Source organism: Exiguobacterium sp. s75 (assembly GCF_018617145.1).
GTDB lineage: Bacteria > Bacillota > Bacilli > Exiguobacteriales > Exiguobacteriaceae > Exiguobacterium > Exiguobacterium profundum.
In genome coordinates, this window is the sequence record NZ_JACSJQ010000002.1 from 210,356 (window position 1) to 236,207 (window position 25,852).

The 25,852-nt window shown below is 49.7% G+C and carries 30 protein-coding genes and 1 riboswitch; of the genes, 14 read left to right on the forward strand and 16 right to left on the reverse strand.

Annotated elements, in window-relative coordinates; genetic code table 11:
• Positions 1–7: 7 nt before the first annotated feature.
• The 4 genes from KNO68_RS10455 to KNO68_RS10470 form a co-directional block, all read right to left on the reverse strand.
• Complete coding sequence (locus KNO68_RS10455; RefSeq protein ID WP_078146095.1) at positions 8–700, reverse strand: LutC/YkgG family protein; 693 nt, start codon at positions 698–700, stop codon at positions 8–10.
• Entirely contained in the window at positions 700–2,100 is a 1,401-nt protein-coding gene (locus tag KNO68_RS10460) for a LutB/LldF family L-lactate oxidation iron-sulfur protein (protein ID WP_275060634.1), read from the reverse strand. The genes KNO68_RS10455 and KNO68_RS10460 overlap by 1 nt, the downstream gene beginning before the upstream one ends.
• A 2-nt stretch (positions 2,101–2,102) precedes the next feature.
• Positions 2,103–2,840, reverse strand: coding sequence for a (Fe-S)-binding protein (locus tag KNO68_RS10465; protein ID WP_074034994.1), 738 nt, complete (start codon positions 2,838–2,840; stop codon positions 2,103–2,105).
• A 228-nt stretch (positions 2,841–3,068) separates the two neighbouring features.
• The gene (locus KNO68_RS10470) at positions 3,069–4,352 is read right to left on the reverse strand and encodes an NCS2 family permease (RefSeq protein ID WP_031424359.1); all 1,284 of its coding nucleotides are present in this window, start codon (positions 4,350–4,352) and stop codon (positions 3,069–3,071) included.
• A gap of 245 nt (positions 4,353–4,597) precedes the next feature.
• Between KNO68_RS10470 and KNO68_RS10475 the strand changes: the two genes are divergently transcribed.
• From KNO68_RS10475 to KNO68_RS10490, 5 genes are all read left to right on the forward strand, one after another.
• Positions 4,598–4,831 carry a hypothetical protein gene (locus tag KNO68_RS10475; RefSeq protein WP_078146096.1) on the forward strand — a complete coding sequence of 78 codons (234 nt, stop codon included), beginning with the start codon at positions 4,598–4,600 and terminating at the stop codon, positions 4,829–4,831.
• 10 nt (positions 4,832–4,841) lie between these two features.
• Complete coding sequence (locus tag KNO68_RS10480) at positions 4,842–5,801, forward strand: LacI family DNA-binding transcriptional regulator (RefSeq protein WP_078146097.1); 960 nt, start codon at positions 4,842–4,844, stop codon at positions 5,799–5,801.
• Positions 5,802–5,868: 67 nt separating this feature from the next.
• Entirely contained in the window at positions 5,869–6,150 is a 282-nt protein-coding gene (locus tag KNO68_RS10485) for a HesB/YadR/YfhF family protein (RefSeq protein WP_074034990.1), read from the forward strand.
• 97 nt (positions 6,151–6,247) lie between these two features.
• The gene (locus tag KNO68_RS15060; protein WP_015880450.1) at positions 6,248–6,382 is read left to right on the forward strand and encodes a hypothetical protein; all 135 of its coding nucleotides are present in this window, start codon (positions 6,248–6,250) and stop codon (positions 6,380–6,382) included.
• Positions 6,383–6,475: 93 nt separating this feature from the next.
• Positions 6,476–7,405, forward strand: coding sequence for a manganese-dependent inorganic pyrophosphatase (locus KNO68_RS10490; RefSeq protein WP_214685091.1), 930 nt, complete (start codon positions 6,476–6,478; stop codon positions 7,403–7,405).
• 89 nt (positions 7,406–7,494) lie between these two features.
• On the opposite strand, the gene KNO68_RS10495 is transcribed toward KNO68_RS10490, so the two are convergent.
• Genes KNO68_RS10495 through KNO68_RS10505 form a run of 3 tightly spaced genes read right to left on the reverse strand, consistent with a single transcriptional unit; the run spans position 7,495 to position 10,862 of the window.
• Complete coding sequence (locus tag KNO68_RS10495; RefSeq protein ID WP_214685093.1) at positions 7,495–8,619, reverse strand: DUF418 domain-containing protein; 1,125 nt, start codon at positions 8,617–8,619, stop codon at positions 7,495–7,497.
• Positions 8,620–8,639: 20 nt separating this feature from the next.
• Positions 8,640–10,193: an ABC-F family ATP-binding cassette domain-containing protein gene (locus KNO68_RS10500; protein ID WP_015880457.1), complete on the reverse strand. Its 1,554-nt coding sequence runs from the start codon at positions 10,191–10,193 to the stop codon at positions 8,640–8,642.
• A gap of 60 nt (positions 10,194–10,253) precedes the next feature.
• A complete protein-coding gene (locus tag KNO68_RS10505) occupies positions 10,254–10,862 on the reverse strand; it encodes an NAD(P)-dependent oxidoreductase (protein ID WP_015880458.1) in 609 nt (202 codons plus the stop codon).
• A 126-nt stretch (positions 10,863–10,988) separates the two neighbouring features.
• Positions 10,989–11,090: riboswitch (purine riboswitch) on the forward strand.
• A gap of 76 nt (positions 11,091–11,166) precedes the next feature.
• Between KNO68_RS10505 and KNO68_RS10510 the strand changes: the two genes are divergently transcribed.
• Genes KNO68_RS10510 through KNO68_RS10525 form a run of 4 tightly spaced genes read left to right on the forward strand, consistent with a single transcriptional unit; the run spans position 11,167 to position 14,120 of the window.
• Positions 11,167–11,748 (forward strand): xanthine phosphoribosyltransferase, encoded by a 582-nt coding sequence (locus KNO68_RS10510; protein ID WP_215112465.1) that lies wholly within the window; start codon positions 11,167–11,169, stop codon positions 11,746–11,748.
• Positions 11,745–13,049, forward strand: a complete 1,305-nt coding sequence (locus tag KNO68_RS10515; protein ID WP_215112466.1) for a nucleobase:cation symporter-2 family protein — start codon at positions 11,745–11,747, stop codon at positions 13,047–13,049. The genes KNO68_RS10510 and KNO68_RS10515 overlap by 4 nt, the downstream gene beginning before the upstream one ends.
• A gap of 34 nt (positions 13,050–13,083) precedes the next feature.
• Complete coding sequence (locus KNO68_RS10520) at positions 13,084–13,731, forward strand: NAD(P)H-binding protein (protein WP_215112467.1); 648 nt, start codon at positions 13,084–13,086, stop codon at positions 13,729–13,731.
• Positions 13,728–14,120, forward strand: coding sequence for an RDD family protein (locus tag KNO68_RS10525; protein WP_214685099.1), 393 nt, complete (start codon positions 13,728–13,730; stop codon positions 14,118–14,120). The genes KNO68_RS10520 and KNO68_RS10525 overlap by 4 nt, the downstream gene beginning before the upstream one ends.
• 22 nt (positions 14,121–14,142) lie before the next feature.
• Here KNO68_RS10525 and KNO68_RS10530 read toward each other — a convergent pair whose 3' ends face one another.
• Entirely contained in the window at positions 14,143–15,408 is a 1,266-nt protein-coding gene (locus tag KNO68_RS10530) for a purine/pyrimidine permease (protein ID WP_214688895.1), read from the reverse strand.
• Between the two features lie 73 nt (positions 15,409–15,481).
• Between KNO68_RS10530 and KNO68_RS10535 the strand changes: the two genes are divergently transcribed.
• A complete protein-coding gene (locus KNO68_RS10535) occupies positions 15,482–16,186 on the forward strand; it encodes an alpha/beta hydrolase (RefSeq protein WP_078146105.1) in 705 nt (234 codons plus the stop codon).
• 34 nt (positions 16,187–16,220) lie between these two features.
• On the opposite strand, the gene KNO68_RS10540 is transcribed toward KNO68_RS10535, so the two are convergent.
• From KNO68_RS10540 to KNO68_RS10550, 3 genes are all read right to left on the reverse strand, one after another.
• Complete coding sequence (locus tag KNO68_RS10540; RefSeq protein ID WP_015880465.1) at positions 16,221–17,399, reverse strand: MFS transporter; 1,179 nt, start codon at positions 17,397–17,399, stop codon at positions 16,221–16,223.
• A 117-nt stretch (positions 17,400–17,516) separates the two neighbouring features.
• Complete coding sequence (locus tag KNO68_RS10545) at positions 17,517–18,308, reverse strand: endonuclease/exonuclease/phosphatase family protein (RefSeq protein ID WP_214685106.1); 792 nt, start codon at positions 18,306–18,308, stop codon at positions 17,517–17,519.
• Between the two features lie 51 nt (positions 18,309–18,359).
• Complete coding sequence (locus KNO68_RS10550) at positions 18,360–19,988, reverse strand: PTS transporter subunit IIBC (protein WP_078146107.1); 1,629 nt, start codon at positions 19,986–19,988, stop codon at positions 18,360–18,362.
• 221 nt (positions 19,989–20,209) lie between these two features.
• On the opposite strand from KNO68_RS10550, the gene KNO68_RS10555 reads away from it, so the two are divergent.
• The 3 genes from KNO68_RS10555 to KNO68_RS10565 all read left to right on the forward strand — a co-directional run bounded on the left by KNO68_RS10555 (position 20,210) and on the right by KNO68_RS10565 (position 22,046).
• On the forward strand, positions 20,210–20,974 hold the full coding sequence (locus KNO68_RS10555) for a TrmH family RNA methyltransferase (RefSeq protein WP_214685110.1): 765 nt from the start codon (positions 20,210–20,212) through the stop codon (positions 20,972–20,974).
• Positions 20,946–21,491 carry a GNAT family N-acetyltransferase gene (locus KNO68_RS10560; protein WP_015880469.1) on the forward strand — a complete coding sequence of 182 codons (546 nt, stop codon included), beginning with the start codon at positions 20,946–20,948 and terminating at the stop codon, positions 21,489–21,491. The genes KNO68_RS10555 and KNO68_RS10560 overlap by 29 nt, the downstream gene beginning before the upstream one ends.
• 87 nt (positions 21,492–21,578) lie before the next feature.
• The gene (locus KNO68_RS10565; RefSeq protein WP_215112468.1) at positions 21,579–22,046 is read left to right on the forward strand and encodes a hypothetical protein; all 468 of its coding nucleotides are present in this window, start codon (positions 21,579–21,581) and stop codon (positions 22,044–22,046) included.
• Between the two features lie 24 nt (positions 22,047–22,070).
• Here KNO68_RS10565 and KNO68_RS10570 read toward each other — a convergent pair whose 3' ends face one another.
• On the reverse strand, positions 22,071–22,568 hold the full coding sequence (locus KNO68_RS10570) for a hypothetical protein (protein WP_159563336.1): 498 nt from the start codon (positions 22,566–22,568) through the stop codon (positions 22,071–22,073).
• 110 nt (positions 22,569–22,678) lie between these two features.
• Here KNO68_RS10570 and KNO68_RS10575 point away from each other — a divergent pair, with 110 nt between their 5' ends.
• A complete protein-coding gene (locus tag KNO68_RS10575; protein ID WP_078146111.1) occupies positions 22,679–23,335 on the forward strand; it encodes a TVP38/TMEM64 family protein in 657 nt (218 codons plus the stop codon).
• A 30-nt stretch (positions 23,336–23,365) separates the two neighbouring features.
• Here KNO68_RS10575 and queF read toward each other — a convergent pair whose 3' ends face one another.
• The 4 genes from queF to queC are packed head-to-tail and all read right to left on the reverse strand — an operon-like array spanning position 23,366 to position 25,657.
• Positions 23,366–23,854, reverse strand: a complete 489-nt coding sequence (gene queF, locus KNO68_RS10580) for a preQ(1) synthase (RefSeq protein ID WP_015880473.1) — start codon at positions 23,852–23,854, stop codon at positions 23,366–23,368.
• Positions 23,855–23,865: 11 nt separating this feature from the next.
• Entirely contained in the window at positions 23,866–24,576 is a 711-nt protein-coding gene (gene queE / locus KNO68_RS10585) for a 7-carboxy-7-deazaguanine synthase QueE (RefSeq protein ID WP_215112469.1), read from the reverse strand.
• Complete coding sequence (gene queD / locus KNO68_RS10590; protein WP_214688888.1) at positions 24,558–25,016, reverse strand: 6-carboxytetrahydropterin synthase QueD; 459 nt, start codon at positions 25,014–25,016, stop codon at positions 24,558–24,560. Before queD ends, queE begins: the two co-directional genes overlap by 19 nt.
• Positions 25,013–25,657: a 7-cyano-7-deazaguanine synthase QueC gene (queC, locus tag KNO68_RS10595; RefSeq protein ID WP_159563339.1), complete on the reverse strand. Its 645-nt coding sequence runs from the start codon at positions 25,655–25,657 to the stop codon at positions 25,013–25,015. Before queC ends, queD begins: the two co-directional genes overlap by 4 nt.
• Positions 25,658–25,852 lie beyond the last annotated feature (195 nt).

Below are 25,852 nucleotides of genomic sequence, written 5' to 3' on the forward strand. Positions count from 1 at the left end.
GCTATACTTATAAATCATGTACCAACACATAGGCGACTCGAACAGGACCATGAACGCCGACGATGAGGTTCATCTCGATGTCGGCCGAGTTCGACGGACCAGAGATGAAATTGACACCGTTCGGGGAATGGAGACCGTCTCGGTCGAGTGTGGCAAGTTGTTGTGCCGTTTGCGTCATACGTGGGACAAGGACAGATTTCGGGATGATTGCGATATGGTCTTGTGGTAACAGACTGATTGTCCGTGATCTACCAGGCTTCGCATATTGGACGATTGTCGCACTTTCCGCAAATGCCGCATCCGCAATCGTGATGCCGATGTCCGCTCGAATGGCAAGCTCTCGACTCGCTTCGGGTTGTGACGAATCCCACCAATCAAACGTCTCACTTGTTGTAGGTGCCCAAGCGGAAATTCGCTCATCGTTTTCTGCGAGAATCCGTGCGCCATGATAGCGTTCAATCAAGAGGCGAAGCGTATCATCAAGCTTCGCAGATTCACATTCCACTAAATCGGTATGGATTCGGGTCGCGACCATGCGGAACGTCTCGAGCAGCTCTTCTTCACTCGCGTCTTTCAACACCTCATCTTGCGGACGATGTGTATATTCCCGTTTTGGCGGCGTGAGCTTGACCTCACGACCGAGTTGCTTGGCGATTCGTTGTAGAAAGTCCTCACGGTTTGTGATTGTACCAGGATTCATCAGGCATTCCCCCGTTTCTTGAACCAATCTCGGACGGTCTGTTTGTTCGGCTGCGGCAAGTCTTTCGAGTCCGTCCAAGCCGGTAGCCCTTTCTCAATCTGACCCGAGGTGGCGAACGGTGATGTCGCAAACGGTGCGACATGTTCCGCTGCTTCGAATAAGAATGGACTCGAAGCGGTGACGGCAAATCCTTTCATCGCAATCCGCTCCACGAAAGGTGATTGCTTTTTCTCCTCTACGATGACGCGTCGATGTTCAATCAACAGCTCATGCAGCGGAATCTTTACAGGACACGCCTCCGTACAGGCGCCACAGAGACTCGACGCATAGGGGAGTTCTTTATAGTTCTCGTATCCGTCAAGAAGCGGAGCCAAGACGGCACCAATCGGACCTGGATAGATTGACCCGTACGCGTGACCACCGATATGGCGATAGACGGGACAGACGTTGATACAGGCCGCGCAGCGGATGCATTGCAACACCGATTGGAACTGTGTCCCGAGAATACCAGAACGCTTGTTGTCGACGATGACAAGATGGAACTCTTCTGGTCCATCGACTTCACCGACCGCGCGCGTCCCGGCGAACGTCGTGATGTATGACGTGAGTCGCTGACCGACCGCGCTTCGACAAAGCATGTTGACGAGCACCTCGAACTCTTCATAAGACGGGACGACGCGTTCCATGCCCATGACAGAGATGACCGTATCAGGGAGCGACGTCACCATGCGTCCGTTCCCTTCGTTGGTCACAAGCCCGACGGCTCCACTCTCTGCGATGGCGAAATTACAGCCGGTGATGCCGACTTCTGCCTTCAAAAAGTCTTTTCGTAGTTCTTGTCGTGCATAGCGTCCAAGTTCAGTCGGATCGTTCGACCCGCTGTAGCCGTGGGCAGTGAACGTCTCATGCACAGCGTCGCGGTCTTTATGCAGGGCCGGGGCGACGATGTGAGACGGTGGATCTTCGTCGAGTTGTAAAATCCATTCACCGAGATCGGATTCGACGACAGTACATCCTTCTTCCTGAAGTGCCTCGTTCAAGCCGATTTCTTCCGTGACCATCGATTTCGATTTCACGACATGTTTGGCTTGTTTCGACCGGACGACTTCTCGGATGTAGCGGTTCGCTTCTTCCGGTGTCTCCGCGAAAAAGACGCTTCCACCACGTTTTGAGACATTCTCGCTCAATTGATATAAGTAATAGTCCAGATGTTCCAGCACATGTTGACGAATTTCTTCCGAATGGTCGCGAAACGCTTCCCAGTCCCCGAGTTCACCTGCAGCATTCAACCGGCCATCCCGTAGACGGTTTTGAGCCGAACTGACGGCCTGCCGCATGAACGCATCTTCGATTCCATCTTTTCGTCGATCTTGAAACTTCTCATCCAATCGAATCCCCATGCTCATGCTTGCTTCACTCCTTCGTTCAACACTTCGGCAATATGCATCACTTTAATCGGATGTCCCTGTTTATGAAGACGTCCGCCGATGTTCATCAGACATGACGCATCCGCTCCGATCAACACCTCTGCGCCTGACTGTAAGATGGAATCGACTTTTTCATCTACCATCTGCACCGACACATCTGGCATCTTGACGGAGAAGGTCCCACCGAACCCGCAACAGTTATGTACGTTCGCGAGGGGGACCATCGTCAGTCCATCGACGTTTCCGAGCAACTTTCCGGGAGCTGCTTCGATTCCGAGGAGGCGGGTCATGTGACAAGACGCATGATAGGTCGCTTTGGCGGGAAACTTGGCACCGACATCAGTGACTTCGAGCACATCGACGATGAACTGTGTCAGTTCGAACGTTTTGGCGGCGTGCGCTTCAGCGCGAGGACCCCACACAGGATCATCTTGGAACAAATGCGGGTAGTCGCGCATCATCATGACACACGACCCCGATGGTCCGACGATATATTCTGCATCTGCTTGTTCAAATGTTTCAATCATGTGCTTGGCAACCTTTTTCGTCTCCTCATGATAGCCGCTGTTGTAGGCAGGCTGCCCACAGCATGTCTGCTCAAAGGGGAACGTCACCTCGCACCCTAAATGTTCGAGTAGTTCGACTGTCGCTTGTCCGACGGATGGAAACAACGTATCAGATAAACAAGTGACGAATAAAGCTACATTCGGCATAGCCATTCCTTCTTTCTTCTGATGATAACGATTTCAACGTCATTATTTCATAAAGCGTAGGAAAGTGACAGAAAAATGGGGAGAAAAACTGATTTATTTGTAAAATCCTGTCTAATTGATAACGTATCTCACTGAACCGATATTCATCTCGTTTCTGATATAAAACAGGTAGTAAGTACGTATAACAGAAAAAAATCCTCGACACATGACGAGGATCTTCTGTCTAACTTATAGGAAGAACATTTCCAAGATGAAGAGTGCGCCGAACAAATAGATGAGCGGGTGAACCGTCTCTTTGTTCATTGCTTTGAAGATCGGGTACAAGATGAACCCGAAGGCGATTCCGCGTTCGATGCTTCCTGACAAAGGCATGATCAAAATCGTCATGAACGCGGGGAAGTATTCGCTGAAGTCGCTCCAGTCGATGTACCGGACGTTCGTCAACATGAGTGCCCCGACGATGATGAGTGCAGGAGCCGTAATCGCCGCAACGCCAGAGATGGCGCCGATAAGTGGGCTGAAGAAGAGTGTCAATCCGAACAATCCGGCGACGACGGCCGTCGTGAGCCCTGTACGTCCACCTTGCGCGACACCGGCAGCAGACTCGATGTATGCCGTAGACGGGCTCGTTCCGACGAGTGATCCACCCATTGTGGCAAGTGAATCGGCAAAGAGTGCACGGTGACCATTCTCAATTGTTCCATCTTCTTTTAAGAGACCTGCCTGTTTTCCGACACCGACAAGCGTACCTGTCGTATCAAAAAGCGTGACGAGGAAGAACGAGAGGACAGCACCGAACAAACCGTATTGAATGACATCACTAAATGCCGTCACGGGGTTGACCATGAGCCCTTCCGGAAGTGTTGGCATCGCCGTGACACCATCGATTTTTAAGATATCCATGAAGTATGCTGCAATCCCCGTGAGTACCATCCCGATGAGTAAAGAACCGGGTACGTTTCGTGAAAAGAGGAGTGCCGAGACGATCAAACCACCGAGTACAAGTAGTACTTCTGGAGAAGACACGTCACCGAGACGCACCAAGTTCGCTTCATCAGCAACGATCAAACCTGATAGTTTTAATCCGAGTGAAGCGATGAAAAGACCGATTCCGGTCGTGATGGCATGCTTCAACGAAGTCGGAATCGCTTGAATCAACTTCGTCCGAATTGGAGAGAGCGACAAAATCAAGAAGAAGACGGACGAGACGAAGACGACACCGAGCGCGGCGGACGGGGCAATCTGTTCTTGAGCGACAAGCGTGTAAGCGAAGAATGCATTGAGCCCCATCCCGGGTGCTACAGCGATCGGTAAGTTCGCATAAAACGCCATCAAGCCTGTTCCGATGAGGATGGCAATAATTGTCGCCGTGAATGCTTGTGCGAACGGAATCCCTGCGTCAGATAGAATCGCTGGGTTGACGACAGAGATGTACGCCATCGTCACGAACGTTGTGATCCCAGCAGTCACTTCCTGTTTAACATTCGTACCATGTTGTTTTAATTGAAAGATATTCATCGATAAAACTCCTTATTTCAGTCTATTTCCGAACATTAATTGAGGAAAATTCTTAAATTAACGTTTTCAACTTGATGACTATACAAAAATGTTTGATTCCCGTCAATTGTTTTGAGTAAAAAACATGAAAAATGAAATTTGAAGACAAATAATGTTCGGAAATAAACTTTATTAAAAAAGATGCTTGCTCTGAAACGCGTTTCAGAAGATACGGTATAGACAAAGGGAGGGGAACCGATATGAAACCGACAACGTGGAAAACATGGTGCTGTGGAATCGTATACGAGCTCGTCATCAATCAGTTGTACACACCGTTTGGGAAAATGTTGTGTACTCGTTTCCGTGAAGAGTTTCTTCATCTGCCGTTAGAGGAGCGCTTCCGTCTCGTTCAAGCGATTCGTTGTCAAGTCGTCGAAAGAGGTGACAGTCAGCAAGCAGAGTGGGTACACTATATGCAAAGGCTTACAAGTTGAGGTGAGATGAATGGCAAACATTCGAGATATCGCGAAGCACGCTGACGTTTCGGTGACGACGGTCTCACGCGTCCTGAACGAGCATCCGTACGTATCGAAAGAAAAACGAACCCGTGTACATGCGGCAATGAAGGAGCTCGGGTATTTGCGAAATCAACAAGCGTTGACGTTGTCGACAGGGAAGACGCAACGAATCGTCGTCATCCTACCTTATATGAATCATCCTTATTACGGTTTCTTCGTTAATGGGCTCGCCAAGGCGGCGCTCGAGCACGATTATCGCCTCGTCATGTGGCAGACGGAGTATAAAATGAGCGAGGAACGACAAGCGCTCGATTTATTGAAGCACCGTGAAGTCGATGGGGCGATCGTCTTGTCTCATGAGATGTCCTTTAAGGAAATGGAGACATATCGCGTGTACGGACCGATTGCTGTGGCGACCGTCGGTGCACCGGAGACAATTTCGTCGATCCATGTCGATCATTACGCGTCGTTCGTATCAGGTATTCGTGTGTTACAGCAATACGGATACGAAGAGATTGGAATCATCTTGTCAAGAAGCCATAGTCCGAGTTCCCTTGCGCGTCAGCAAGCCTATTTCGATGAAGTAGCGCATGCGCGTGAGCAATGGATTTGGACGGGCTATTTGACGAGTGAGGACGGTATTCGGCTAGCTGAAACGTTCCTCTCTCAAAAAGAGCGTCCTCGAGCGCTCTTTTTCTCGTCCGATTATGTCGCCCTCGGATTTTTAGGAGAGATGCAACGGCGAGACATCAAGATTCCTCAGGAAGTCGCCATGCTCGGGTTTGACGGACATCCGATCGGTCATGCATTCGGACTGTCGACGATGCTCTCACCGAATGAAGAAATCGGGCGACGTTTATTTGAAACGACGCTCGCTGAAATGAATGGTGCGCAACCGGAGACGCATGGCATGACGGTGAGCTATCAAGTTGGCACAACACTTTAGGCAACTTCCTCGCTCGACTCTTTTGAAACGTTTAGAATGAAAGGAGTAGTCGAGAGGAGGAGATGTTATGAAGATTCAAGTAACAGAAGAAGCGCTCCAATGGTTTAAAGAAGAAATGGAAGTCGAAGCAGGCCAAACGGTTCGTTTGTTTGCAAAGTATGGGGGTTCGACAGACTTGACGCACGGTTTTTCTGTCGGGGTCATCACAGAAGACGTGAACAATGCGGCTGTTGAGACCGAAGAAGACGGCATTCGTTTTGTCGTGGCGGAACAAGATGAGTGGTTGTTCCAAGGACAAGACGTGAAAGTCGAACTTCGCGGAGAAGAAATCGTCTTCGTGCAGGCCTGACGTTTCAGTTTGTTTACGTTTAGTGAAATGTCGTTTGACGAAATCTGGCTTGGGGAACAGATTATGACAAGTCGGATTTTCGAAAGGATGACACGATATGTCAGACAAAGAAAAGCGTGAACAAGAAGAAAAAGAAAAGTTGAAGCGAGATCAGCCGGACATCTCCCATGAAGAAGATTCAAAAGGAGATCATTCCGACCTCGAAGAGACAGATGAAGATGAACAAGCATAAGAGCCGACACGGCTCTTTTTGTTTGGGAATTGAAAGAAATGCCGTGGACGTTATAATGGATAGGGGAAAACTATTTAGTGAGGAGAATGAGACATGAGTACAGTACTAGTCTTTGGACATAAAAATCCAGATACCGACACAATCACGTCAGCGCTCGCCTATGCCGAGTTGAAAAAGAAATTAGGGATGGACGCAGAAGCGGTCCGTCTCGGTGAAGTGAACGGCGAAACACAATATGCGCTCGATCACTTCCGTGTGAAAGCACCACGCTTGATTGAAAGCGTGAAAGGTGAGGCGGAAGAAGTTATCTTGGTTGACCATAACGAGTTCCAACAAAGTGCGGACGGGATTGAAGACGTGCGAATCCTTGAGGTCATCGACCACCACCGTATCGCAAACTTCCAAACGGCAGACCCGCTCTACTATCGTGCGGAGCCAGTCGGATGTACGGCGACAATCTTGTTGAAGTTGTATAAAGAGCATGGTGTCGAAATCGCAGCGGATATGGCCGGCTTAATGCTTTCCGCCATCATCTCAGACTCGCTTCTCTTCAAATCGCCGACATGCACAGGTGAAGATATCAAAGCAGCGAAAGAACTTGCGGAGATTGCTGGCGTCGATGCAGAAACATACGGTCTTGAGATGCTCAAAGCCGGTGCGGACCTTAGCCAAAAAACGATTGAAGAACTCATCTCACTCGATGCGAAAGAATTCGCGATGGGCGACTATCGTGTCGAAATCGCACAAGTGAACACGGTCGATGCGAACGATGTCTTGAACCGTAAAGCGGAAGTCGAGGCGGCGATTGCCAAAACGGTTGCGGCGAAAAACTTAGACTTGTTCGTATTCGCCATCACGAACATTTTGACGAACGATTCGGAAGCCATCGTTGTCGGACCAAAACCCGAACTCTTCGAACAAGCGTTCAACGTGACCCTTCAAAACGGATTGGCGACACTTCCTGGCGTCGTCTCACGTAAGAAGCAAATCGTGCCATTCTTAACGGAAGCGGCAACAAAATAAAAACTCGAAGCCGTGGCCTCGAGCGGAACTGCAGACGTTCATTCGTCTGCAGTTTTTGTTTAAAAAAGACCGGACAATGAAGTCCGATCTTAGGATGATTTTGTTTGTCGTCCGTATGTTCCGAGACGCCATAGCTTCTCAAACGGTCCGTAGCGGTGAGTCTTTAGCCACCACATCGAGAAGAACGACTGCGCAATCAAAATGGCGATGCTGAGGAATAGACCTTCGGTTAAGGAAAGCGCCCCGTACGCCCCGAGTGCGATCACTGGCAAGACAATGATCAACGTATGTGTCAGATAGTTCGTGAGTGCCATTCGTCCGAGTGCTTGAAGCGGGGCGAACGTCCGACCTTTTCGAACGGCGATGGTGAACAGGCAGATGTACGTTGTAGCGAGCAGTTTTCCGGAAATCCATACGGCTGCTGAGTTCGTGGACATATAAGAGGCGCCATCACCGTAATGATGCCAGATGATGATTCCCCAGAATGGTATGGCTGCTATTGCGCAGATAGCAGCAGTCCGGGTCAATCCTTGGATACTCCAAGTCAGAAGCTTTCGTTCCCGTCCGATGAAGAGACCGAGTAAGAACAGACCGAGAATCTCGATTCCGACAAAAAGTGAATTTTGAATCATAGTAAAAATCTCGTTGTCGAATCGATAGTCTAGCCAAGGACCGAAGCCTGAATTAAAGACCCTCGGGAACGACTCTCCTAAATACATGTATCCAAAAGCCCACTCTACATAGATAGGGGCAACATTGAATAGTAAGAAACTTCCAATCAATAAACTCCACGCCCATGTCAATATCGCGCGGTTACTCAACCCATAAAAGAGAGGAAGCAATAAGCCCCACATCGCATACGTATGTAAGATGTCACCTGACCAAATCGCCAAATGCGCGAGACCGAATAAGAAAAGAATCGCAATACGGCGTATGTAACGACTGACCGATTCGCCACGAGCGTAAGAACGCTCGAGGAAAATCGAAAAGCCGATCCCGAATAAGAGGGAGAAAATCGTATAAAACTTCGTCTGCACGAACAAGTCAAAGAGCGTGCGGACGAACAAGTCGTTCCCGTAATAGTCGGGACGACCAAACATCCAGTCGCTCCCGAGCATGCTCGGGATATTGACGAGGAAAATGCCGCAGAGGGCAAACCCTCGGATAATGTCATACAAAATAATCCGTTCATTCGTTTGAATTGGGCCAGCCATACGACACGTCCTTTACTGAATTAGAATACTTTCGTCGTCCACGATTCACAGTTCCAGACGTCTGTGACGATATCCTCATAGAATTCTGGTTCGTGACTGATGAGGAGGACGCTTCCTTTGTACTCTTTCAACGCACGCTTCAACTCTTCCTTCGCGTCGACGTCCAAGTGGTTCGTCGGCTCATCGAGTAAGAGTAAGTTCGTTTCGTTGTTTAAGAGTTTGCAAAGACGTACTTTCGCCTTTTCTCCACCACTGAGGACAGAGATTTTACTTTCAATGTGCTTCGTCATGAGACCGCATTTCGCGAGCATCGCGCGTACTTGCTGTTGGTTGAGTGATGGGAATTCGCTCCAAATCTCTTCGATACACGTGTTGTTGCTTGATGCGGCTTCCTGTTCGAAGTAACCCATCTCAAGAAACTCACCGCGTTCGACTGTCCCTTCAAGCGGGTTGATCAAGCCGAGTAAGCTCTTCAAGAGCGTCGTCTTCCCGATTCCGTTCGCTCCGACGAGGGCAATCTTTTGACCGCGCTCCATCTGAAGGTCGAGCGGACGTGAGAGTGGCTCATCGTATCCGATGACGAGACCTTTCGCATCAAAGATGAGGCGCCCCGATGTACGTGCCTGCAAGAAGCGGAATTCTGGTTTCGGACGTTCCGCACTCAATTCGATGACATCCATCTTATCGAGTTTCTTCTGACGTGACATCGCCATGTTTCGTGTCGACACACGCGCTTTGTTTCGGGCAACGAAGTCTTTCAAATCCGCGATTTCGGCTTGCTGACGCTTATAGGCGGCTTCAAGTTGCGAACGCTTCATCTCGTACACTTCCATGAACTTGTCATAGTCCCCAACATAGCGGTTCAACTCTTGGTTTTCCATATGGTAGACCAAGTTGATGACACTATTTAAGAACGGGATATCGTGGGAGATCAAGATGAAGGCATTGTCATAGTTTTGAAGATAGCGTTTCAACCACTCGATATGCACTTCATCCAAATAGTTGGTCGGCTCATCGAGGAGCAAGATATCTGGCTTCTCTAAAAGTAATTTTGCGAGCAATACTTTCGTACGCTGTCCACCTGACAAGTCCGTGACGTCACGGTCGAGACCAACGTCTAAAATACCGAGACCGCGTGCGACTTCTTCTACTTTCGCATCGATGATGTAAAAATCGTTCGAGTCGAGCGTTTCTTGAAGCTCACCAACCTCCGCGAGCATGTCTTCCATCTGTTCCGGTGTCGCGTCGCCCATCTCCATGTAGAGTTCGCCGATGCGCGTCTCCATGTCGATCAGGTATTGGAAAGCACCTTTCAAGACGTCACGAATCGTCATCCCGCGCTCAAGCACCGCGTGTTGATCGAGGTAACCGACACGGACGTTTTTCGCCCATTCAATTTTCCCTTCATCCGGTTGCAGTTTGCGTGTGATGATGTTCATGAACGTCGATTTTCCTTCACCGTTCGCTCCAACGAGACCGATATGCTCTCCTTTTAAGAGGCGGAAAGAGACATCGTTCAAAATAGCGCGGTCACCAAAGCCGTGGCTCAAGTTTTGTACCGTTAATATACTCATAATTCGTTTTCGTTCCTTTCAAAGTAAACTACCCGATATTGTAGCATGAATTGGATCAAATTAGTACGCCAGTCCGACTGACTCCCGTACGTGTTCCTGTTCTTCAATCGCATGAAGCATGAACTGGGCGACGTCTGCCCGTGAGATGTGTTTCCCGTTCTCTGGCACTTCATCGATGGCCGTTCGATACGTCGAGGTGCGGGGGCCGTCCGTCAATTGCATCGGTCGTACAATCGTATAATCGAATGACGAATTTCGCCACAAGTCCACGGCTGCCCGATGATCACGGAGCGGCTTCCGGAGCATGAACGTAATGGCTTTCCCGGCAAGTCCCGGTATCTCATTGTCGATCCCGGCTGAAGCCAAATAGACGACGCGTGAGATGCCATTCGTCTTCATCGCTGGGACGAGCTTGTCCGTGACACTCGCTAAAAAGTCCGGATCGCTCAAATCCGTTCCGAGACAGCTGATGACCGCATCATGACCGTGCATCGCTTCTGTTAACGCATCGATGTCATATAAGTCGCCTTCGATGATTTCAAGTTGTGGGGTCCGAATCAACTTTTTCTGTTCACGTACGAACGCGGTGACGTCATGACCGTGCTCGATGGCTTGGTCGATGAATTGATGTCCGGTCCGACCGGTTGCGCCTAATACGAATAACTTCATAAGGGCAAGGCTCCTCTCTCATATCCAATACATACAGTATACAGCAGTTTCAGAAAAATCGAACATTTCGCCGTTTGATTGCAACCTATTGCATTTCTCGTCAGCTCGTCTACAATAAAGTTTATCTTAAATAAATAGATTCGCACTCGTATATCAGCGGAAATATGGTCCGCAAGTCTCTACCGAACTACCGTAAATGGTTCGACTACGGGTGGCGCTTGTCGTATGCTATCGTTGATTTCCATGCGGTTCGTTGCCTCCCGATGAGGGGTGACGAATCGCATTTTTTATTGGAGGGAAAACAATGAAGCAGTTAAAAGACAAAATCCGTGAAGAAGGTCGGGCCCTTTCCGACCAAGTGTTGAAAGTCGATGCCTTCTTGAATCATCAGGTCGACCCGGTACTTATGCAAGCCATCGGCAAAGAGTTCGCAGAACGTTTCAAAGACGCTCAAATCGACCGAATCGTCACACTCGAATCGAGTGGGATTGCCCCAGCAATGATGGCGGCGCTTGAGATGGGCGTCCCGTTTGTATTCGCGCGTAAGCGGAAATCGCTGACGCTCCAAGACGACCTCGTCGAAGCGGATGTTTATTCGTTCACGAAACAGGAGACGAATCGGATTAGCTTGAGCAGACGCTTCGTCTTACCAGGCGAACGTGTTCTCGTCATCGATGACTTCCTCGCGAATGGGGAAGCGGCACTCGGACTGACACAACTCGTCGAAGCGGCAGGTGCAGAAATCGCAGGTGTTGGCATCGTCATCGAAAAATCGTTCCAACCAGGGCGCGATAAATTGATTGAGCGTGGTTATCGCGTCGAATCGCTAGCGCGCGTCGCGAAATTAGAGAAAGACCATATCTCGTTCGTGGAGGTCGTTCGATGAATACATTCAAGACAGCAAGTCTCGGATTTCAGCATCTGCTCGCCATGTACACGGGAGCGGCAATCGTTCCACTCATCGTCGGGGGTGCCATCGGGCTTGGTCCAACCGAACTCGCCTATCTTGTCGCAATTGATTTATTCATGTGTGGGGTGGCGACGTTATTACAAGTATGGACGACACGCTTTACGGGTGTCGGATTGCCGGTCGTCCTCGGATGTACGTTCACGGCGGTCGGTCCGATGATCGCGATTGGAAGCGCAAATGGAATTACGGCCATTTATGGCGCGTTGATTGCCAGTGGAATCATTGTTATCCTCATTTCCGGATTTGTCGGGAAGCTCGCACGTTTCTTCCCGCCGGTCGTTCTCGGTTCGGTCGTGACGATCATTGGTCTCTCACTGATTCCGGTCGCCATCAATGACATCGGTGGCGGGATGCCAGGTGAGCCTGGATTCGCATCGATGCAGAATCTAGGATTAGGTGGCTTTACGATTTTACTCATTCTCGTCTTGAACCGTGTCGGGACCGTCTTCACACGCGCCGCTGCTGTCCTCTTTGCCGTCCTCATCGGAACAGGGGTTGCTGCTTCGCTCGGTCTCGTCGATTTCAGTCCTGTCCGGGAATCGGGTTGGTTCCAAATGGTTCAACCGTTCTACTTTGGGATGCCGACATTTGATGTGTCCGCGATCCTCGTCATGACGCTCGTCGCCATTATCTCGATGATTGAATCGACAGGTGTATTCTTGGCGCTCAGCGATATCACGAAAAAGCCGATTGGTGCGAACGAATTGACGAAAGGGTATCGTGCGGAAGGTGTCGCAACGATTCTCGGAGGGATTTTCAACAGCTTCCCGTACACGACGTTCAGTCAAAATGTCGGACTTGTTCAATTGTCAGGTGTAAAATCGCGCCGTGTCATCTTCTGGACAGGTGGATTGCTCATCTTGCTCGGCTTCCTTCCGAAAGTCGCTACGTTCACGACATTGATTCCAAAACCTGTGCTTGGGGGAGCGATGCTCGTCATGTTCGGAACGGTCGCTGCTTCCGGCATTCGAATTCTGAGCCAGGTCGATTTTTCGAAAAACGAGAACTTGATCACCATTGCCCTCTCAATCGGTGTTGGGCTCGGTATTACCGCCAATCCAGCCATCGTCGCAAACATGCCGGAGTGGCTGCAGTTGTTCACGGATAGTGCTATCGTGGCAGGTTCATTCACGGCGCTCGCATTGAACGGATTTTTCAGTATGATGGACCGATTCCGTCCCGGGACAATCATTGCCGAGGAACGGCAAGTCAGCTAGACTGAAGGAAATAGTAGTCTAGGAGGAGTCACGAATGGGGAAAACTGCACTTGTCGTAGGCGCGACCGGTTTGATTGGCCGCGAATTGGTTGAACAGTTGTTAGAGAGTGACCGTTATGATGCTGTCTGGATCGTTGTCCGTCGCTCGAAGCGTTGGAGACATCCGAAGTTACATGAGATCGTCGGTTTCGAGGAGATGGATTCATCCCTTCCACAGATCGACGACGTGTACTGTGCGCTCGGCACAACGATTGCGGTAGCTGGCTCGCAAGAAGCGTTCAAACAAGTTGATTTAGAATTACCACTTGAAGTCGCCCGTGTCGCCAAGGCACACGGTGCGACGCGCTATGCGGTCGTATCGGCACAAGGCGCATCGTTGCGTTCGACTTTCTTTTACAACCGTGTGAAAGGGGAGCTTGAGAACGCGTTACGTATTTTCAACTTCCATCACTTGATTATCGCCCGTCCTTCTCTGTTACTCGGAGAGCGTGATTCATTCCGCTTCGGGGAGAAGGCGGCCGAGGTCATCAGTCGACCGTTCCAGTCAATCTTGCTTGAGAAGACACCGGAAGTCGCACCGATTCAGGCGCTTCATGTCGCGCGTGCCTTGATTATGGCGTCTGAAGAAGGCGAAGGAATCGAAGTGTTGACGTCAGGGATGATGCAGAGGATGAGCCGATGAATCCATTGACAAAAAAACGAACCAAAGCAGTCATGATTGACAGTGTCATTGCAGGTCTTGTCAGCGTGGGCGTAGAACAGCTCGTGCGAAAGAAAGTAAAGAGCGAGTTCGTGCATGCGGTCATCACACCGACACTACTGACATATGCCATGGAAGCCTGGCAAATGAGTCGGGGTGGACAAACAATCGGTTATAAACTGATGGGACTTGAATTGACAAACGATGACGAAACGCCTGTCACGGCAAAACAAGCGCTACAACGCGCCCTGCATCGTGATACTTCGTCAGTCGTTCGTTATTGGAAAGACCGTGCGCATTTCGAACAAGAAGAAGGCGCTGTTTTACCGCACGATGCCCGTTACCATATGCATGTACGTGAAAAGAACTGACCAATATGGCCAGTTCTTTTTTTCAATCCTTGATTTTACTTAAGATGGCAGTTGTTAAGGCGACAATTGTTCCGAGAACAAGCCCGTTAGAGAAGACGGTCGCAAGAAGCGGTGGCAGGTCATTCATTGAACCGGGTGGTAATAACATCGCCCCGGCACCGATGACGAGCGGGAGTCCGACTGTGAGAGATGCCGTGGACTGCTTCAATTCAAAGGCCGCCTCATTGATTCCGATGATGATCATCGTTGCAATGAGCGGTGTCACGATTGCATAACCGACAGCGGCCGGGATGCTCGCAATCAACGAGACGAATGGACCGATGAGTGCTAACCCCATCATGAGGGCGTGGGCAACCAAATGCGGAGCACGCTGGACGCTCTCCGTCGAAGAGAGGAAACCAGCTGTCCCGGAGATGGCGACAGGACCCGGTGTGCCGAACAGACCAGCCACGATTTGACTGACGCCACTGGCGACACCCGATGCGGGAACGTTTCCTTTGATTTCTCGTTTTTCGCGAGAACTGACGATGCGCTCAATCAACTTGATGTTCGCAAGGACGTTCGTCATGAGAAGTAGGGTGATGACGAAAGCCGTCGGTAACAAGTTCCAATCCCACACCCAATTTCCGAACGGAAGAAGTTCGGGTACGAGGAAGAAGGATTCCGAACGAACGATTGGATTTCCAAGGTCGAGTAAATGGAACAAGCCGAACCCGACGAATAGCGTCATGACGAGTCCATATTGTTTAAAGCGACTTTGCTCGAGCGTGAGTGCGAACAAGACGAGCCCAGCCGTCGCTACGGCCTGAATGATATTGATTCCGTCTTCCGTCACCCCAAATCCACCTTTAATGACGGCCCCTGATAATTGAAGGACGAGCAAAATCATATAGACGCCGAGCACTTGCGGTGTAAACAGGGCGAGCATGCGTCTTAAGATGCCGGTGACGGTCAACAACACACCGAGGATTCCGCTCAAAAACAGCATGAATCCGAGTGCCTGCAGCGTCTCTTGCTGACTTCCATATAGAGCGGGACCGATGGAGGCGTATAAGGTGAAGACACCCCACCAAATGCCGGCAGGTCCTTCGAGTATCGGGAGGCGATGGCCGAGCAACGTCTGAATGATGCTGAAGAGTGCGAAGATGAAAAGTGAGCGGGATATAAAGGTCATCGTCTCATCTGGTGACAGTTCAAACAAGGCGGCGATGGAGAGTGGTGGTACAATATTTGTAGCTAAAATAAAAATAAACCACTGAATCGTCGTGGTTATATTACTTCTGGTCATGGTGTCCCCCTGATCATGCTTTTTCTTATTAGTGTAACGTTATGATGAAGTGGATGCAAATGGAGGCTATATAATGAAGAAATTCTTCAAGTGGACCGCACTCTCAATCGTAGGATTGCTAATCATCGCGGTAGCAGGCTTTTTAATTTGGACGCAGTTCACGTACGAACCGACCGATGAAGCGACACGGTATGCCGAAGAGGGGAAAGTGGTCGACAACCGTCTCGAGTTTGGAGATCCGACGAGTGAGGTCGGAATCATTCTTTATCCAGGGGCGAAAGTGGAGAAAGAGGCGTATGCGTATTATGGAACACGTTTAGCCGAGGAAGGGTATTTCGTCGCCATTCCGTCGCTTCGACTCAACTTAGGCATTTTAGATATCGACGCAGCCGATCCAATCATCGAGGCACATCCGGAGATTGAACGCTGGATCGTAGCCGGTCATTCACTCGGAGGTTCGGCGGCGTCGGGTTACGCGCTTGAGCATCAAGAGTCGGTAGAAGGTGTCATTTTCCTCGCATCATATCCGATCAGCTCGATGGTCGATAGTGACTTACGCGTGCTATCCATCTCGGGTGAGTTGGATGGATTGGCTGTCCCGGAAGACATCGAGGCGAGTCGAAGCGACCTACCTGCCGATAGTCAATTCGTACAAATCGAAGGCGGGAATCATGCCAACTTCGGAATGTATGGTCCACAAAAAGGCGATCAGGAAAGTCCGCTCACATCGAAAGAACAACTCGACGAAGTCCTATCGGCGATTCTCGAATGGTTATAAAAAACGTGCGCACCTTCATCGAGGTGTGCACGTTTTAGCGTTGATCGAGTGAATAACTGACTGCGGTCAACCCGGCTGTGACGAGGGCGACCAAACCACCGACGAGCGCGAGCGTCATGATAGGGCTCGTCGCGTAGACGACACCACCAAGAGCGGAACCAAGTCCGATTCCGACGTTACTCGCCACAGGCATAAGTGATGAGGCGAGACCTTTGGCGTTCGGATTGAACTTCTCCGCCAAATCGATCAAATAAATCTGAGTCGATGTCGTCAATAAAATCGCCATGAACGACATGAGGGCGATATTGAGGAGACCGAGCGTCACATTCGACGTCGTCACGAATAACGCGGCCAGGACGAATGCCTGGACGAGAAAGACGAACCGTAAGCGTCCGATCGGATTGTGACTGGCGATCTTTCCGGCAGCGATATTACTGAAGATCGAGATGAATCCGTAGGCGAATAAAATCGGACTGACCCAAGCGACCGGTACACCGAGTACATCTTTTAAAATCGGTACGAGATACGTATATACGACATACGTCGCCCCGAAACCGAACGCCGGAATTAAGAAGGCGATCAAGATACGTGGATTCGTCAGGAGTGCCATTTGTTCACGGAGTGATGCTTTTTCTTGAGACAATTGATTCGGCAAGACACGATAAATGGCAATCCAGGCGACTGCACCGAGCAGAGTCGTCAACCAGAACGTGGACTCCCATCCTGCCTGTTGTCCGATGAACGTTCCGATCGGAACCCCGAACACGTTGGCCATTGTAAAGCCACCGAAAATAAAGGACACGGCCACGCCCCGTTTTGCCGGAGGGACGCTCTCGCTGGCGACGAGCATGGCAAGCGAGATCAAGACACCTGTGACGACGGCCGTCAGCATGCGCAAGACGAGTAACCACTCATACATGGGAGCGAGACTGCTTAATAAGTTCAGGACGGTGAAGAGAATCGTCAAGCCGAGCATCAATTTACGTTTTGGAAGATGGCTCGTCAAGGACATCGTGATTGGCGTGCCGACGGCAAAGCTGATGGCGAATGCCGATACGAGACTTCCTGCTGTCGCGATGGAAATGGATAGACCGCTTGCGATATCAGGCAAAATGCCGACGATGACAAATTCACTCGTTCCGAGAACGAAGGTTAATAAGGATAGGGATAAAACTAAAGTCCAGTCGCTTCGACTGAGCGAGCTTGTCTTCATGTTCAAACACTTCTTTCTATTTCATTCATTAGTAGTTAGACATCAGTCTCCTCTCACGTTACAAGATTTTCCCCAAAAGAAAAACCCTTTTCTCCCAAGTCGGAAGAAAAAGGTGCATCAACGCCAAAACACTGTGGCTTCGACACCGGCGTGGTCGGAGACGACAGGTCCGTTTTCGCCGTCGAAGACGACAGCATGACGGGAGACGTGAATGGGTGCATTCGTCAACATCAAGTCGATGCGTAGCGATTTCTTGTTTTCATCCCATCCGGCGATTTTCCCTTGGACGGTCGCATCACCTTCGCGTTCCGTTGCGAGATGGAACAAGTCTTGAAGCCCATTCTCCATCAAATAATCGTATCCCTCGCCTCGAATGAAGGCATCGTTGTTGAAATCACCGAGTAGGAGCGCATGGTCGTCATGCTCGACGCGACGCAGTAGTTCGTCGAGTTGATGCTTCACTGGCTCCTCTTCGTCATGCCACCATCCGAGGTGACACGAGTAGACGGTCGTCGGCGTTTCAAGACCTTCAATCACGGCTTTGACAATTTTACGGGACTTGTAATTGTCAGGGTCCGTCGTCTTGGATACGAAGAACGACTCGGTCGATAGAAACGGTGTCCGTGACAAAATGGCGACGCCTTCCTCGTAAATGTCATATCCGTAATGGGCAAAGTCCCATGTCATGTGATAGTGAAGATCTAACTCTTTCAGGCGCTCGACGAGGACGTGTGCGAAGTTGTTTTCACGGATGTTCCCATAGATGAGGGGGGCCTCTTTATGTTGATTGACTTCTTGAAGCGCGATGAAGTCATACTCTTCGCTTGCGATACGTTCGACAATCGCGTCGATTTTCTCTTGTTGGCGGTCTTCTAACCAGGCATGACAATTGAGCGTTAAAATATTCACGATAGTCCTCCTTTAGAAAAAGGCCAACTCTCGAGCGAGTTGGCCAGTAGATTATGCACCGATGACGTCTTGAATGTCTGATTTCAATACGTCGGCTTTCGGGCCATAGATGGCTTGGACTCCACGGTCTTTCACGATAAGACCCATAGCGCCATTTTTCTTCCATTCTTGTTCGTCAGAGACGAGTGTAACGTCTTTAACGGTCACACGAAGACGAGTCATACATGCGTCGACATCCTCAATGTTTTCTTCCCCACCGAGAAGTGCGATAATCCCCATGACTTGTTCGTTACCTGTAACGGATGATTTTTCTGTCGTTTCTTCCATGTAGTTCCCGTTACGTCCTGGCGTCGGTAGGTTCATCTTCTTAATGAAGAAGTTGAAGACACCGAAGTTGAGGAAGAAGAACACGACAGAGACGAGCACGAAGTTGATCAAGTCTTGAAGAAGTCCTGCTTTGACAATCATCGGAATGCGCGTCAAGAGTTCGATTGCACCGAAAGCGTGTACACGTAAGTCGATGATATCTGCCAATGCGAAGGCAGCACCGGCCATGAGTGCGTAAACGACATAAAGAACTGGTGCGACGAACATAAACATGAATTCAATCGGTTCTGTGACACCTGTCAAGAAGACAGCGAGTCCGGCTGATAAGAACATCGGCTTGTATTGTGCCTTCTTATCCGCGTCGACGTTGCGGTACATCGCATACGCGGCACCAATCAATGCAGCGAATGACAAGATGACTTGACCGACTTTGAAGCGTGCTGGAACGACATCAGCGAGAAGCGTGTTGTATGCGGCCGTATCACCAGCAGCACGCAAGTTGACGAGATCCGTCACCCATGCCAACCAGAGTGGGTCTTGACCGGCAACGACCGATCCAGCTGTCGCACCTGTTAAAATCGTGTATGTTCCACCGAGCTCTGTGTAGTTCATTGGTACTGTGAGCATGTGGTGTAAACCGAACGGTAAGAGGAGACGTTCGAGTGCACCATAAATGAACGGAGCGAGGACTGGCGCCGTGTTACGTGATGTGGCAATCCATTCACCAAAGCTGTTGAGCGCACCTTGGATGGTTGGCCATACAATCGATAGAACGAGGGCAGCAACGACTGAACCAAGGATAACGACGAATGGTACGAAGCGCTTCCCGTTGAAGAACGAGAGAGCGTTCGGCAACTTGTTGAAGTTGTAGAAACGGTTATATAGTGCACCACCGAGGAAACCGGCGATAATCCCGACGAACACACCCATGTTGAGGGCAGGTGAGCCGAGTACAGATGTGAAGTAATCAGCGACGACAAGGTTCGCACCGAAGAGTGACTCGATTGTCGCTTCTGGATCTTGAAGCATGTCACTGTTGACACCGAAGATGGCACCTGTGACACGGTTGATCAAGATGAAGGCGAGAAGTGCTGCGAATGCACCGCCGGCACGATCTTTTGCCCACGAACCACCAATCGCGACTGCGAAGAGGATATGTAAGTTGACGATGATGCCCCAACCTAAATCTTCAATGATACGAGCTGTTGTTAATAAGATACCGACATCTCCGGCTGACATTCCAATCAATTTTCCGATGGAAATCATCAAACCGGCAGCTGGCATGACGGCGATGACGACCATCAAAGCCTTACCGAGTTTCTGCCAGAAATCGAATGAGATCAATTGTTTCATGCTATACGCTTCCTTCCTATGAGGGAGTTTTATCTATTTTTGTGTCTACCAATAGTGCAATCGCTTGCATAAATAATTGTAATCGATTGCATAAATTCGTGCAACCGTTTTCGCTATTTTCATTTGTTTTCATTTCCGAAGTGAGAATAGCAGATGTGAGGCGAACTTGTCAGTCGAATCGAATCTAGCTACAATATGATAGGTTGAAGGGAGCGAGAAAGATGGGTTGGAGACAGACAACATCTGCTTTGACGAAAGACGAGCAGATTGAATTAAAAGAAGAGTTGTTGCGGAAGGGTGTATTGCAGGAAGACGATCTTCCTCTATATGAGATGCTCATGCCAGATCGAATCAAACGGATGTATGAAGTATTGAATACACGAACGAACCATATCACGATTTTGACGGAAGGTGTCGACGATCCGCACAATCAATCTGCCGTATTGCGTTCGGCCGATGCGTTCGGGGTGCAGACGTTACACGTCGTCGAAGGGCGTGCGAAGTTCAAACCGAACTCGATTATCGCCAAGAGCGCCGACCGTTGGGTGGACGTCGTGGAGCATGGCTCCATCGAAGAGGCGATTGACGCTTTAAAAGAAGACGGTTATCAAGTATATGCGACGGCATTGAGTGAGGAAGCAATTCCGCTCGAAGAGGTGGATGTGTCGAAGCCGACCGTTCTGCTATTCGGGAATGAACATAGTGGTGTCTCGGAAACAGCACTTCATAAGGCGGACGGGAACTTTGTTATTCCGATGCAAGGATACGTACAAAGTTTGAACATCTCCGTGGCGGCGGCGATTTCCTTGTACGATGTCACGACACGGTCACGACATATCGTGACGGATGGCTACGAGCTTCCGGTCGAAGATCAAGCGCGCATCTTCAAAGACTGGATGGTCAAGAGTTTGCCGAAGCGTACGCTAGGACTATATAAACAAAAAGGTGTCACAGCTTTTGAACGGGAGACAGGAAATTCAGAATGAACGGCGAAATGAACAGACGTACGGAATCTTTGTCCAGAAACTGAAAGGGGATGGCACGATGAGTACGACGAGTTCATTTATCGTAAAAGATGTGACGAACAACTTTAAGGATTTTGAAGAGGACTTCTTCCGGCTGTACCGCACGTTATACGGTGACCTCGATCAGTTGCGATTTAAAGAGCGCCTGTATCGGCACGCCAATCCGTTAGTGCTGCTGGCTTTCTCTGAAGAGCAGCTAGTTGGCTTTAAAATTGGTTATGAGGCGGAGCCTTATCGGTTTTATAGCTGGGCGGGCGGCGTACATCCGGACTTCCAAAAGCATGGCATCGGTCGCAAGCTGATGGACACGCAACTCGAATGGGTCGAAGCGCAAGGGTTCCATTCGATTCGGACGAAAGCACGCAATACGAACAAAGGGGTCATCATCTTGAACCTCCTTTGCGGATATGACATCATGGGCGCTTACACAGAAGATGGCGAGCCGCGCATCATGATGGAGAAACAACTGAACAGTTGAATGGATGCCGCGGTCGTGTGATCGCGGTTTTTTTGATGAAACCGATTCGACTGAATGAACGTACTTAAAGAAAAGGGGGAATTTGAAATGTCTACTTTAGAATTTGGGGCGGACCCATTTTTCACGATCATCAATTTATTCTTTCCACTCATGTTTTTCACCATTGTTGGACTTATCGCATTTGGTGTCATCAAATCAAGTCGAAGTTACTCTAAAACATCAAATACATTGAAGGACTTACAACAATTCGCCTCGCAGCTCGCCGATGTCCCGGCCGACGATACGGCTGAGCGCTTAGCAGACTATTTACGGGGCATCGATTCCTTCTCGATTGAACGGACACGCATGGAGCCGTTCCGTGTCGCGCTCGGATGCTATCAATTGGTGATGGAGTCTGACGCTGTTCGCGAAGAGACGAAAGAGCGGGTCGATCGTCAATATAAGCGTCTCGGGATTTTAGACGGAGAAAAATTTGCCGATGAGGCACCACCACGTCGACGTTCTTCTTCATCGAGTCATCATGATATCCACCACCATCACCATGACCATATGTAAAAAGCGAAGGAATCCCTTCGCTTTTTACATATATCGTGATGCATCAAATTCAATGTCAGTCTGATAACGGACGGCTTGAATCGCACTTTCGATTCGAATGGCACGCTTCTTAATATCGCGCGCTTTCAGGCGATACAGCTCCGGATCGTATAAGGCGTGTTTGATCACGGCAACCCCATGCACATAGTCTTTCTTCGGACGAAGCGATAATTTTTCATAAAGTCGTGCTTGGACACGTAACTGAATGGCAAGTTCGATTGCCTCGACGAGCGGAAGCGGACCGTCGTGCGTCTCGACAACGGCTTGGACGTTCGCCTCTTGAATGAGACGGTCGAGCTGACGTAAGTCTAGACGAATGTGTTCAAGTTCCATCTCGATGTCTTGAAGGGAACGAGACTGAATGGTCGGAATGGATTCATTCGCTTGAAGCGAGATGAACGCCACATGCTCAATCTCTTCGGTCAATGTATCGATTTGCTCATGGAGCAACTGTTTCAATGTTAGGGCATCTGCAAGGTTCATATCGATTTCCTCCTTCTGCTTTTTCTAACCGTACCATATCGAGATGGCTGAAAAAAGGTGGATGACATCCTCGATTACGGGAATAAAAGCAAATAGAGAGGAGGAGGACGATGAAGAAGTGGAAGATACAATGGATGATTGCACTCGTCCTACTCCTGTTCGGGACGGCGACATTCCTTTATCAGTGGGTTGACGTAAGCCCAGGCGATATTCGGGACTACATCATTCAATTCGGATGGTTGGCTCCGCTCATTTACATTTTATTGTTCACCGTTCGTCCGCTCATCTTGTTCCCGACGTCCGTCTTGTCGGTCGCCGGCGGCTTGGCGTTTGGGATGTTACCGGGCGTCATCTATACCGTCATCGGGGCGACATTGAGTGCGCTTGTTGCGTATTATGTGGCAATTTTTTTCGGCGATCGTTTCCTGCATCACTTCGAATCAACGAATTACGAAGCCATTCAGCGTAAAATCGAAGAAGACGGCTTCTTTTACGTCCTCATATTACGTCTCATCCCGCTCGTCAATTTCGATTTGGTCAGCTATGCTTCTGGTTTGGCAAAAGTAAACGTACTCGCCTATCTGTTTGCGACCGTCGTCGGTATGATTCCCGGAGCGTTTGCGAACAATTTTCTCGGGAGTAGTATCGCCAGTGGGGATTGGACGCTCATCGCCTTGGCATTTGGGATCATGCTCGTGTTGACGCTCGTTGCGACCGTTTTCCGTGAACCGATCAAGCGACAGATTCATCGCTATCAAAAAAAGTAGGCGACTCCAGATGGAGCGCCTACTTTTCAATTAACGGTTGTCGACCGTCTCTGGATACAGGTCATGGTTGAACAGACGGTGTTCTGCCATTTTTTCATATTTTGTGCCTGGCTTTCCGTAGTTGTAGTACGGATCGATTGAGATACCGCCACGTGGTGTGAATTTCCCCCACACTTCGAGATAGCGCGGTTCCATCAATTTCACGAGATCTTTCCCGATGACGTTGATGCAGTTCTCGTGGAAGTCACCGTGGTTACGGAAACTGAACAAGTACAACTTCAACGATTTCGACTCGACGAGTTTCTCATCCGGGATGTACGAGATGTAGATGGTTGCGAAGTCCGGTTGGTTCGTGATCGGGCACAACGATGTAAATTCGGGTGCGTTGAATTTCACGAAGTAGTCGTTCTCCGGATGACGATTCGGGAACGCCTCCAGGACGTCAGGTGTGTATTCAAAAATATATGGGACGCTCTTCTGTCCGAGGAGCGAGAGGTCTTGTAAGTCTTCTGGTCTCATGTTCATTCTCCTTAGACGCCACGTTCGTTGGCGTACAGTAATGTGTGTAGTTGTGGTAGGACGCGGACGCTTTGCCATGACGGGTCGCGTGCGACGTCTTCCCATAGTTGTTTCAAACGACGGAGCTGGGCATCGGTGATGTCTCCGTCTGCACCAGGCTCCGGGTTACCAGCCGACAAATACATGACGTCCGGTGAGTAGCGCTGCTGCACTTCTTTCGCGTAGGCAAGGTCCGCTTCATCAAAGACAGCGACTTTGAATGTCGTCTGCTCCGGGCGCAACTGTTCGACGATAGCGTCTAGTTGCTCCCAGTTCGTTTTCATACCAGACGATGGAGGTTTCGGACTGAGGGTCACGTCATCGATTTGTGTGAGCCAGTCTTGATAGCGGCTACCTTGCGTCTCGACAGCGAGTGTGACACCACGTTCTTTCAACTTCTCGACCAGGTCTTCCATAGCCGCGATAAGGAGCGGATTGCCACCCGAGATGGTGACATAATCGTACATACCCAGTGCATCCAGGCGAGCGATGACCTCATCGGCTGTCAGCATGTCCGGTTTTTCTGAACCGTCCCACGTAAAGGCGGAATCGCACCACGAACAGCGATAATCGCAACCGGCGGTCCGGACGAACATCGTCTTTTGTCCGATGGCCCGGCCTTCTCCTTGGAAGGTCGGTCCGAACACTTCTAAAACAGGGATTTTCACGATTCCACCAACCATTCACGGCGGAACTCAGCGTAAGACGTCGGCGTTTCGTACAGACGGACGAATTCGACACGGACGTCGCGTTCATTTGGCAGATGTGTCGCCAACTGTTCAAAAATCCAATAGCACATGTTTTCTGCAGTTGTATTCATATAAGGGAGTGACTCGTTCAAATAGCGATGGTCGAGATATGGCTCAAGCTCTTCTTTGAAGATCTTTTTCAAGTCACCGAAGTCGAGCGTCATGCCGCGATTGTCGAGAAAGCCGCTGACACCCATCTGGAGCCTATACGTATGACCATGAAGGGCACGACATTTGCCGTCATAGTCAAAGAGATGGTGCGCTGCGTCGAACGTCACTTCTTTGACGATTTGAACGCGATGCGGACAGTAGATGAGCGAGCCTTCTTGCTTTGATTCGACACTGGTCGGAGCGAGGAATGGAGCATGTTTCATACGCGCACCTCCTCGTAAGCTGTAAGTCCGTTTTGACGAAGCTTACACGCCGGACATTCTCCACAACCTGAACCGATGACACCGTTGTAGCAAGTGAGCGTGCGTTCTTTGACGTAGTCAAAGGCACCGAGCTCGTCGGCGAGTGCCCACGTCTCTTTTTTATCGAGCCACATGAGCGGTGTGTCGATGACAAATGGATAATCCATCGCTAAATTGAGTGTCACATTGAGTGATTTGATGAATTGGTCTCGGCAATCCGGGTAACCTGAAAAGTCCGTTTCACATACACCGGTCACGATGTGATGCATACCGAGTTGTTTGGCCATGACGGCCGCAAACGATAAGAATAGATGGTTGCGTCCATCGACGAACGTGTTTGGGACGTCCGCATTGTCGATGTCGAGATCGTGTCTCGTGAGCGCGTTCGATGTGAGTTGTCCGAGTAGGGACAAATCGAGGATGTGGTGTGGGACATCGAGTTCTGTCGCAATTTCTTTGGCGACTTCGATTTCCGCATCATGGCGTTGACCATATGCGAACGTCACCGCCTCCACATGAGAGAATTGTTGTTTTGCCCAAAACAGGCAAGTGGTTGAATCCTGGCCACCACTAAAGACGACCAATGCTTTTTCGTGTTGCATGAAGCACACTTCCTTTTCGCTAGTTTTGATGTCGGAGGAGGTTACGAACTCCGGAGGTCACCCTCAAGCATATAATTTATCATAAAAGACGTTTGACAGGGAGAAAGGAAGCGAGTATAGTAAAAAACATCGCTGACATGCTTTTGTGCATAAAAGCGTTTAAGCGGTTAGGTGAAATAATAAATAAAGAAGATA

Coding starts and splice junctions, on each gene's coding strand:
- KNO68_RS10455 (WP_078146095.1), bottom strand. CDS start 700: ATGAATCCTGGTACAATCACAAACCGTGAGGACTTTCTACAACGAATC.
- KNO68_RS10460 (WP_275060634.1), bottom strand. CDS start 2,100: ATGGGGATTCGATTGGATGAGAAGTTTCAAGATCGACGAAAAGATGGA.
- KNO68_RS10465 (WP_074034994.1), bottom strand. CDS start 2,840: ATGCCGAATGTAGCTTTATTCGTCACTTGTTTATCTGATACGTTGTTT.
- KNO68_RS10475 (WP_078146096.1), top strand. CDS start 4,598: ATGAAACCGACAACGTGGAAAACATGGTGCTGTGGAATCGTATACGAG.
- KNO68_RS10480 (WP_078146097.1), top strand. CDS start 4,842: ATGGCAAACATTCGAGATATCGCGAAGCACGCTGACGTTTCGGTGACG.
- KNO68_RS10485 (WP_074034990.1), top strand. CDS start 5,869: ATGAAGATTCAAGTAACAGAAGAAGCGCTCCAATGGTTTAAAGAAGAA.
- KNO68_RS15060 (WP_015880450.1), top strand. CDS start 6,248: ATGTCAGACAAAGAAAAGCGTGAACAAGAAGAAAAAGAAAAGTTGAAG.
- KNO68_RS10490 (WP_214685091.1), top strand. CDS start 6,476: ATGAGTACAGTACTAGTCTTTGGACATAAAAATCCAGATACCGACACA.
- KNO68_RS10495 (WP_214685093.1), bottom strand. CDS start 8,619: ATGGCTGGCCCAATTCAAACGAATGAACGGATTATTTTGTATGACATT.
- KNO68_RS10500 (WP_015880457.1), bottom strand. CDS start 10,193: ATGAGTATATTAACGGTACAAAACTTGAGCCACGGCTTTGGTGACCGC.
- KNO68_RS10505 (WP_015880458.1), bottom strand. CDS start 10,862: ATGAAGTTATTCGTATTAGGCGCAACCGGTCGGACCGGACATCAATTC.
- KNO68_RS10510 (WP_215112465.1), top strand. CDS start 11,167: ATGAAGCAGTTAAAAGACAAAATCCGTGAAGAAGGTCGGGCCCTTTCC.
- KNO68_RS10515 (WP_215112466.1), top strand. CDS start 11,745: ATGAATACATTCAAGACAGCAAGTCTCGGATTTCAGCATCTGCTCGCC.
- KNO68_RS10520 (WP_215112467.1), top strand. CDS start 13,084: ATGGGGAAAACTGCACTTGTCGTAGGCGCGACCGGTTTGATTGGCCGC.
- KNO68_RS10525 (WP_214685099.1), top strand. CDS start 13,728: ATGAATCCATTGACAAAAAAACGAACCAAAGCAGTCATGATTGACAGT.
- KNO68_RS10530 (WP_214688895.1), bottom strand. CDS start 15,408: ATGACCAGAAGTAATATAACCACGACGATTCAGTGGTTTATTTTTATT.
- KNO68_RS10535 (WP_078146105.1), top strand. CDS start 15,482: ATGAAGAAATTCTTCAAGTGGACCGCACTCTCAATCGTAGGATTGCTA.
- KNO68_RS10540 (WP_015880465.1), bottom strand. CDS start 17,399: ATGAAGACAAGCTCGCTCAGTCGAAGCGACTGGACTTTAGTTTTATCC.
- KNO68_RS10550 (WP_078146107.1), bottom strand. CDS start 19,988: ATGAAACAATTGATCTCATTCGATTTCTGGCAGAAACTCGGTAAGGCT.
- KNO68_RS10555 (WP_214685110.1), top strand. CDS start 20,210: ATGGGTTGGAGACAGACAACATCTGCTTTGACGAAAGACGAGCAGATT.
- KNO68_RS10565 (WP_215112468.1), top strand. CDS start 21,579: ATGTCTACTTTAGAATTTGGGGCGGACCCATTTTTCACGATCATCAAT.
- KNO68_RS10570 (WP_159563336.1), bottom strand. CDS start 22,568: ATGAACCTTGCAGATGCCCTAACATTGAAACAGTTGCTCCATGAGCAA.
- KNO68_RS10575 (WP_078146111.1), top strand. CDS start 22,679: ATGAAGAAGTGGAAGATACAATGGATGATTGCACTCGTCCTACTCCTG.
- queF (WP_015880473.1), bottom strand. CDS start 23,854: ATGAGACCAGAAGACTTACAAGACCTCTCGCTCCTCGGACAGAAGAGC.
- queE (WP_215112469.1), bottom strand. CDS start 24,576: ATGGTTGGTGGAATCGTGAAAATCCCTGTTTTAGAAGTGTTCGGACCG.
- queD (WP_214688888.1), bottom strand. CDS start 25,016: ATGAAACATGCTCCATTCCTCGCTCCGACCAGTGTCGAATCAAAGCAA.
- queC (WP_159563339.1), bottom strand. CDS start 25,657: ATGCAACACGAAAAAGCATTGGTCGTCTTTAGTGGTGGCCAGGATTCA.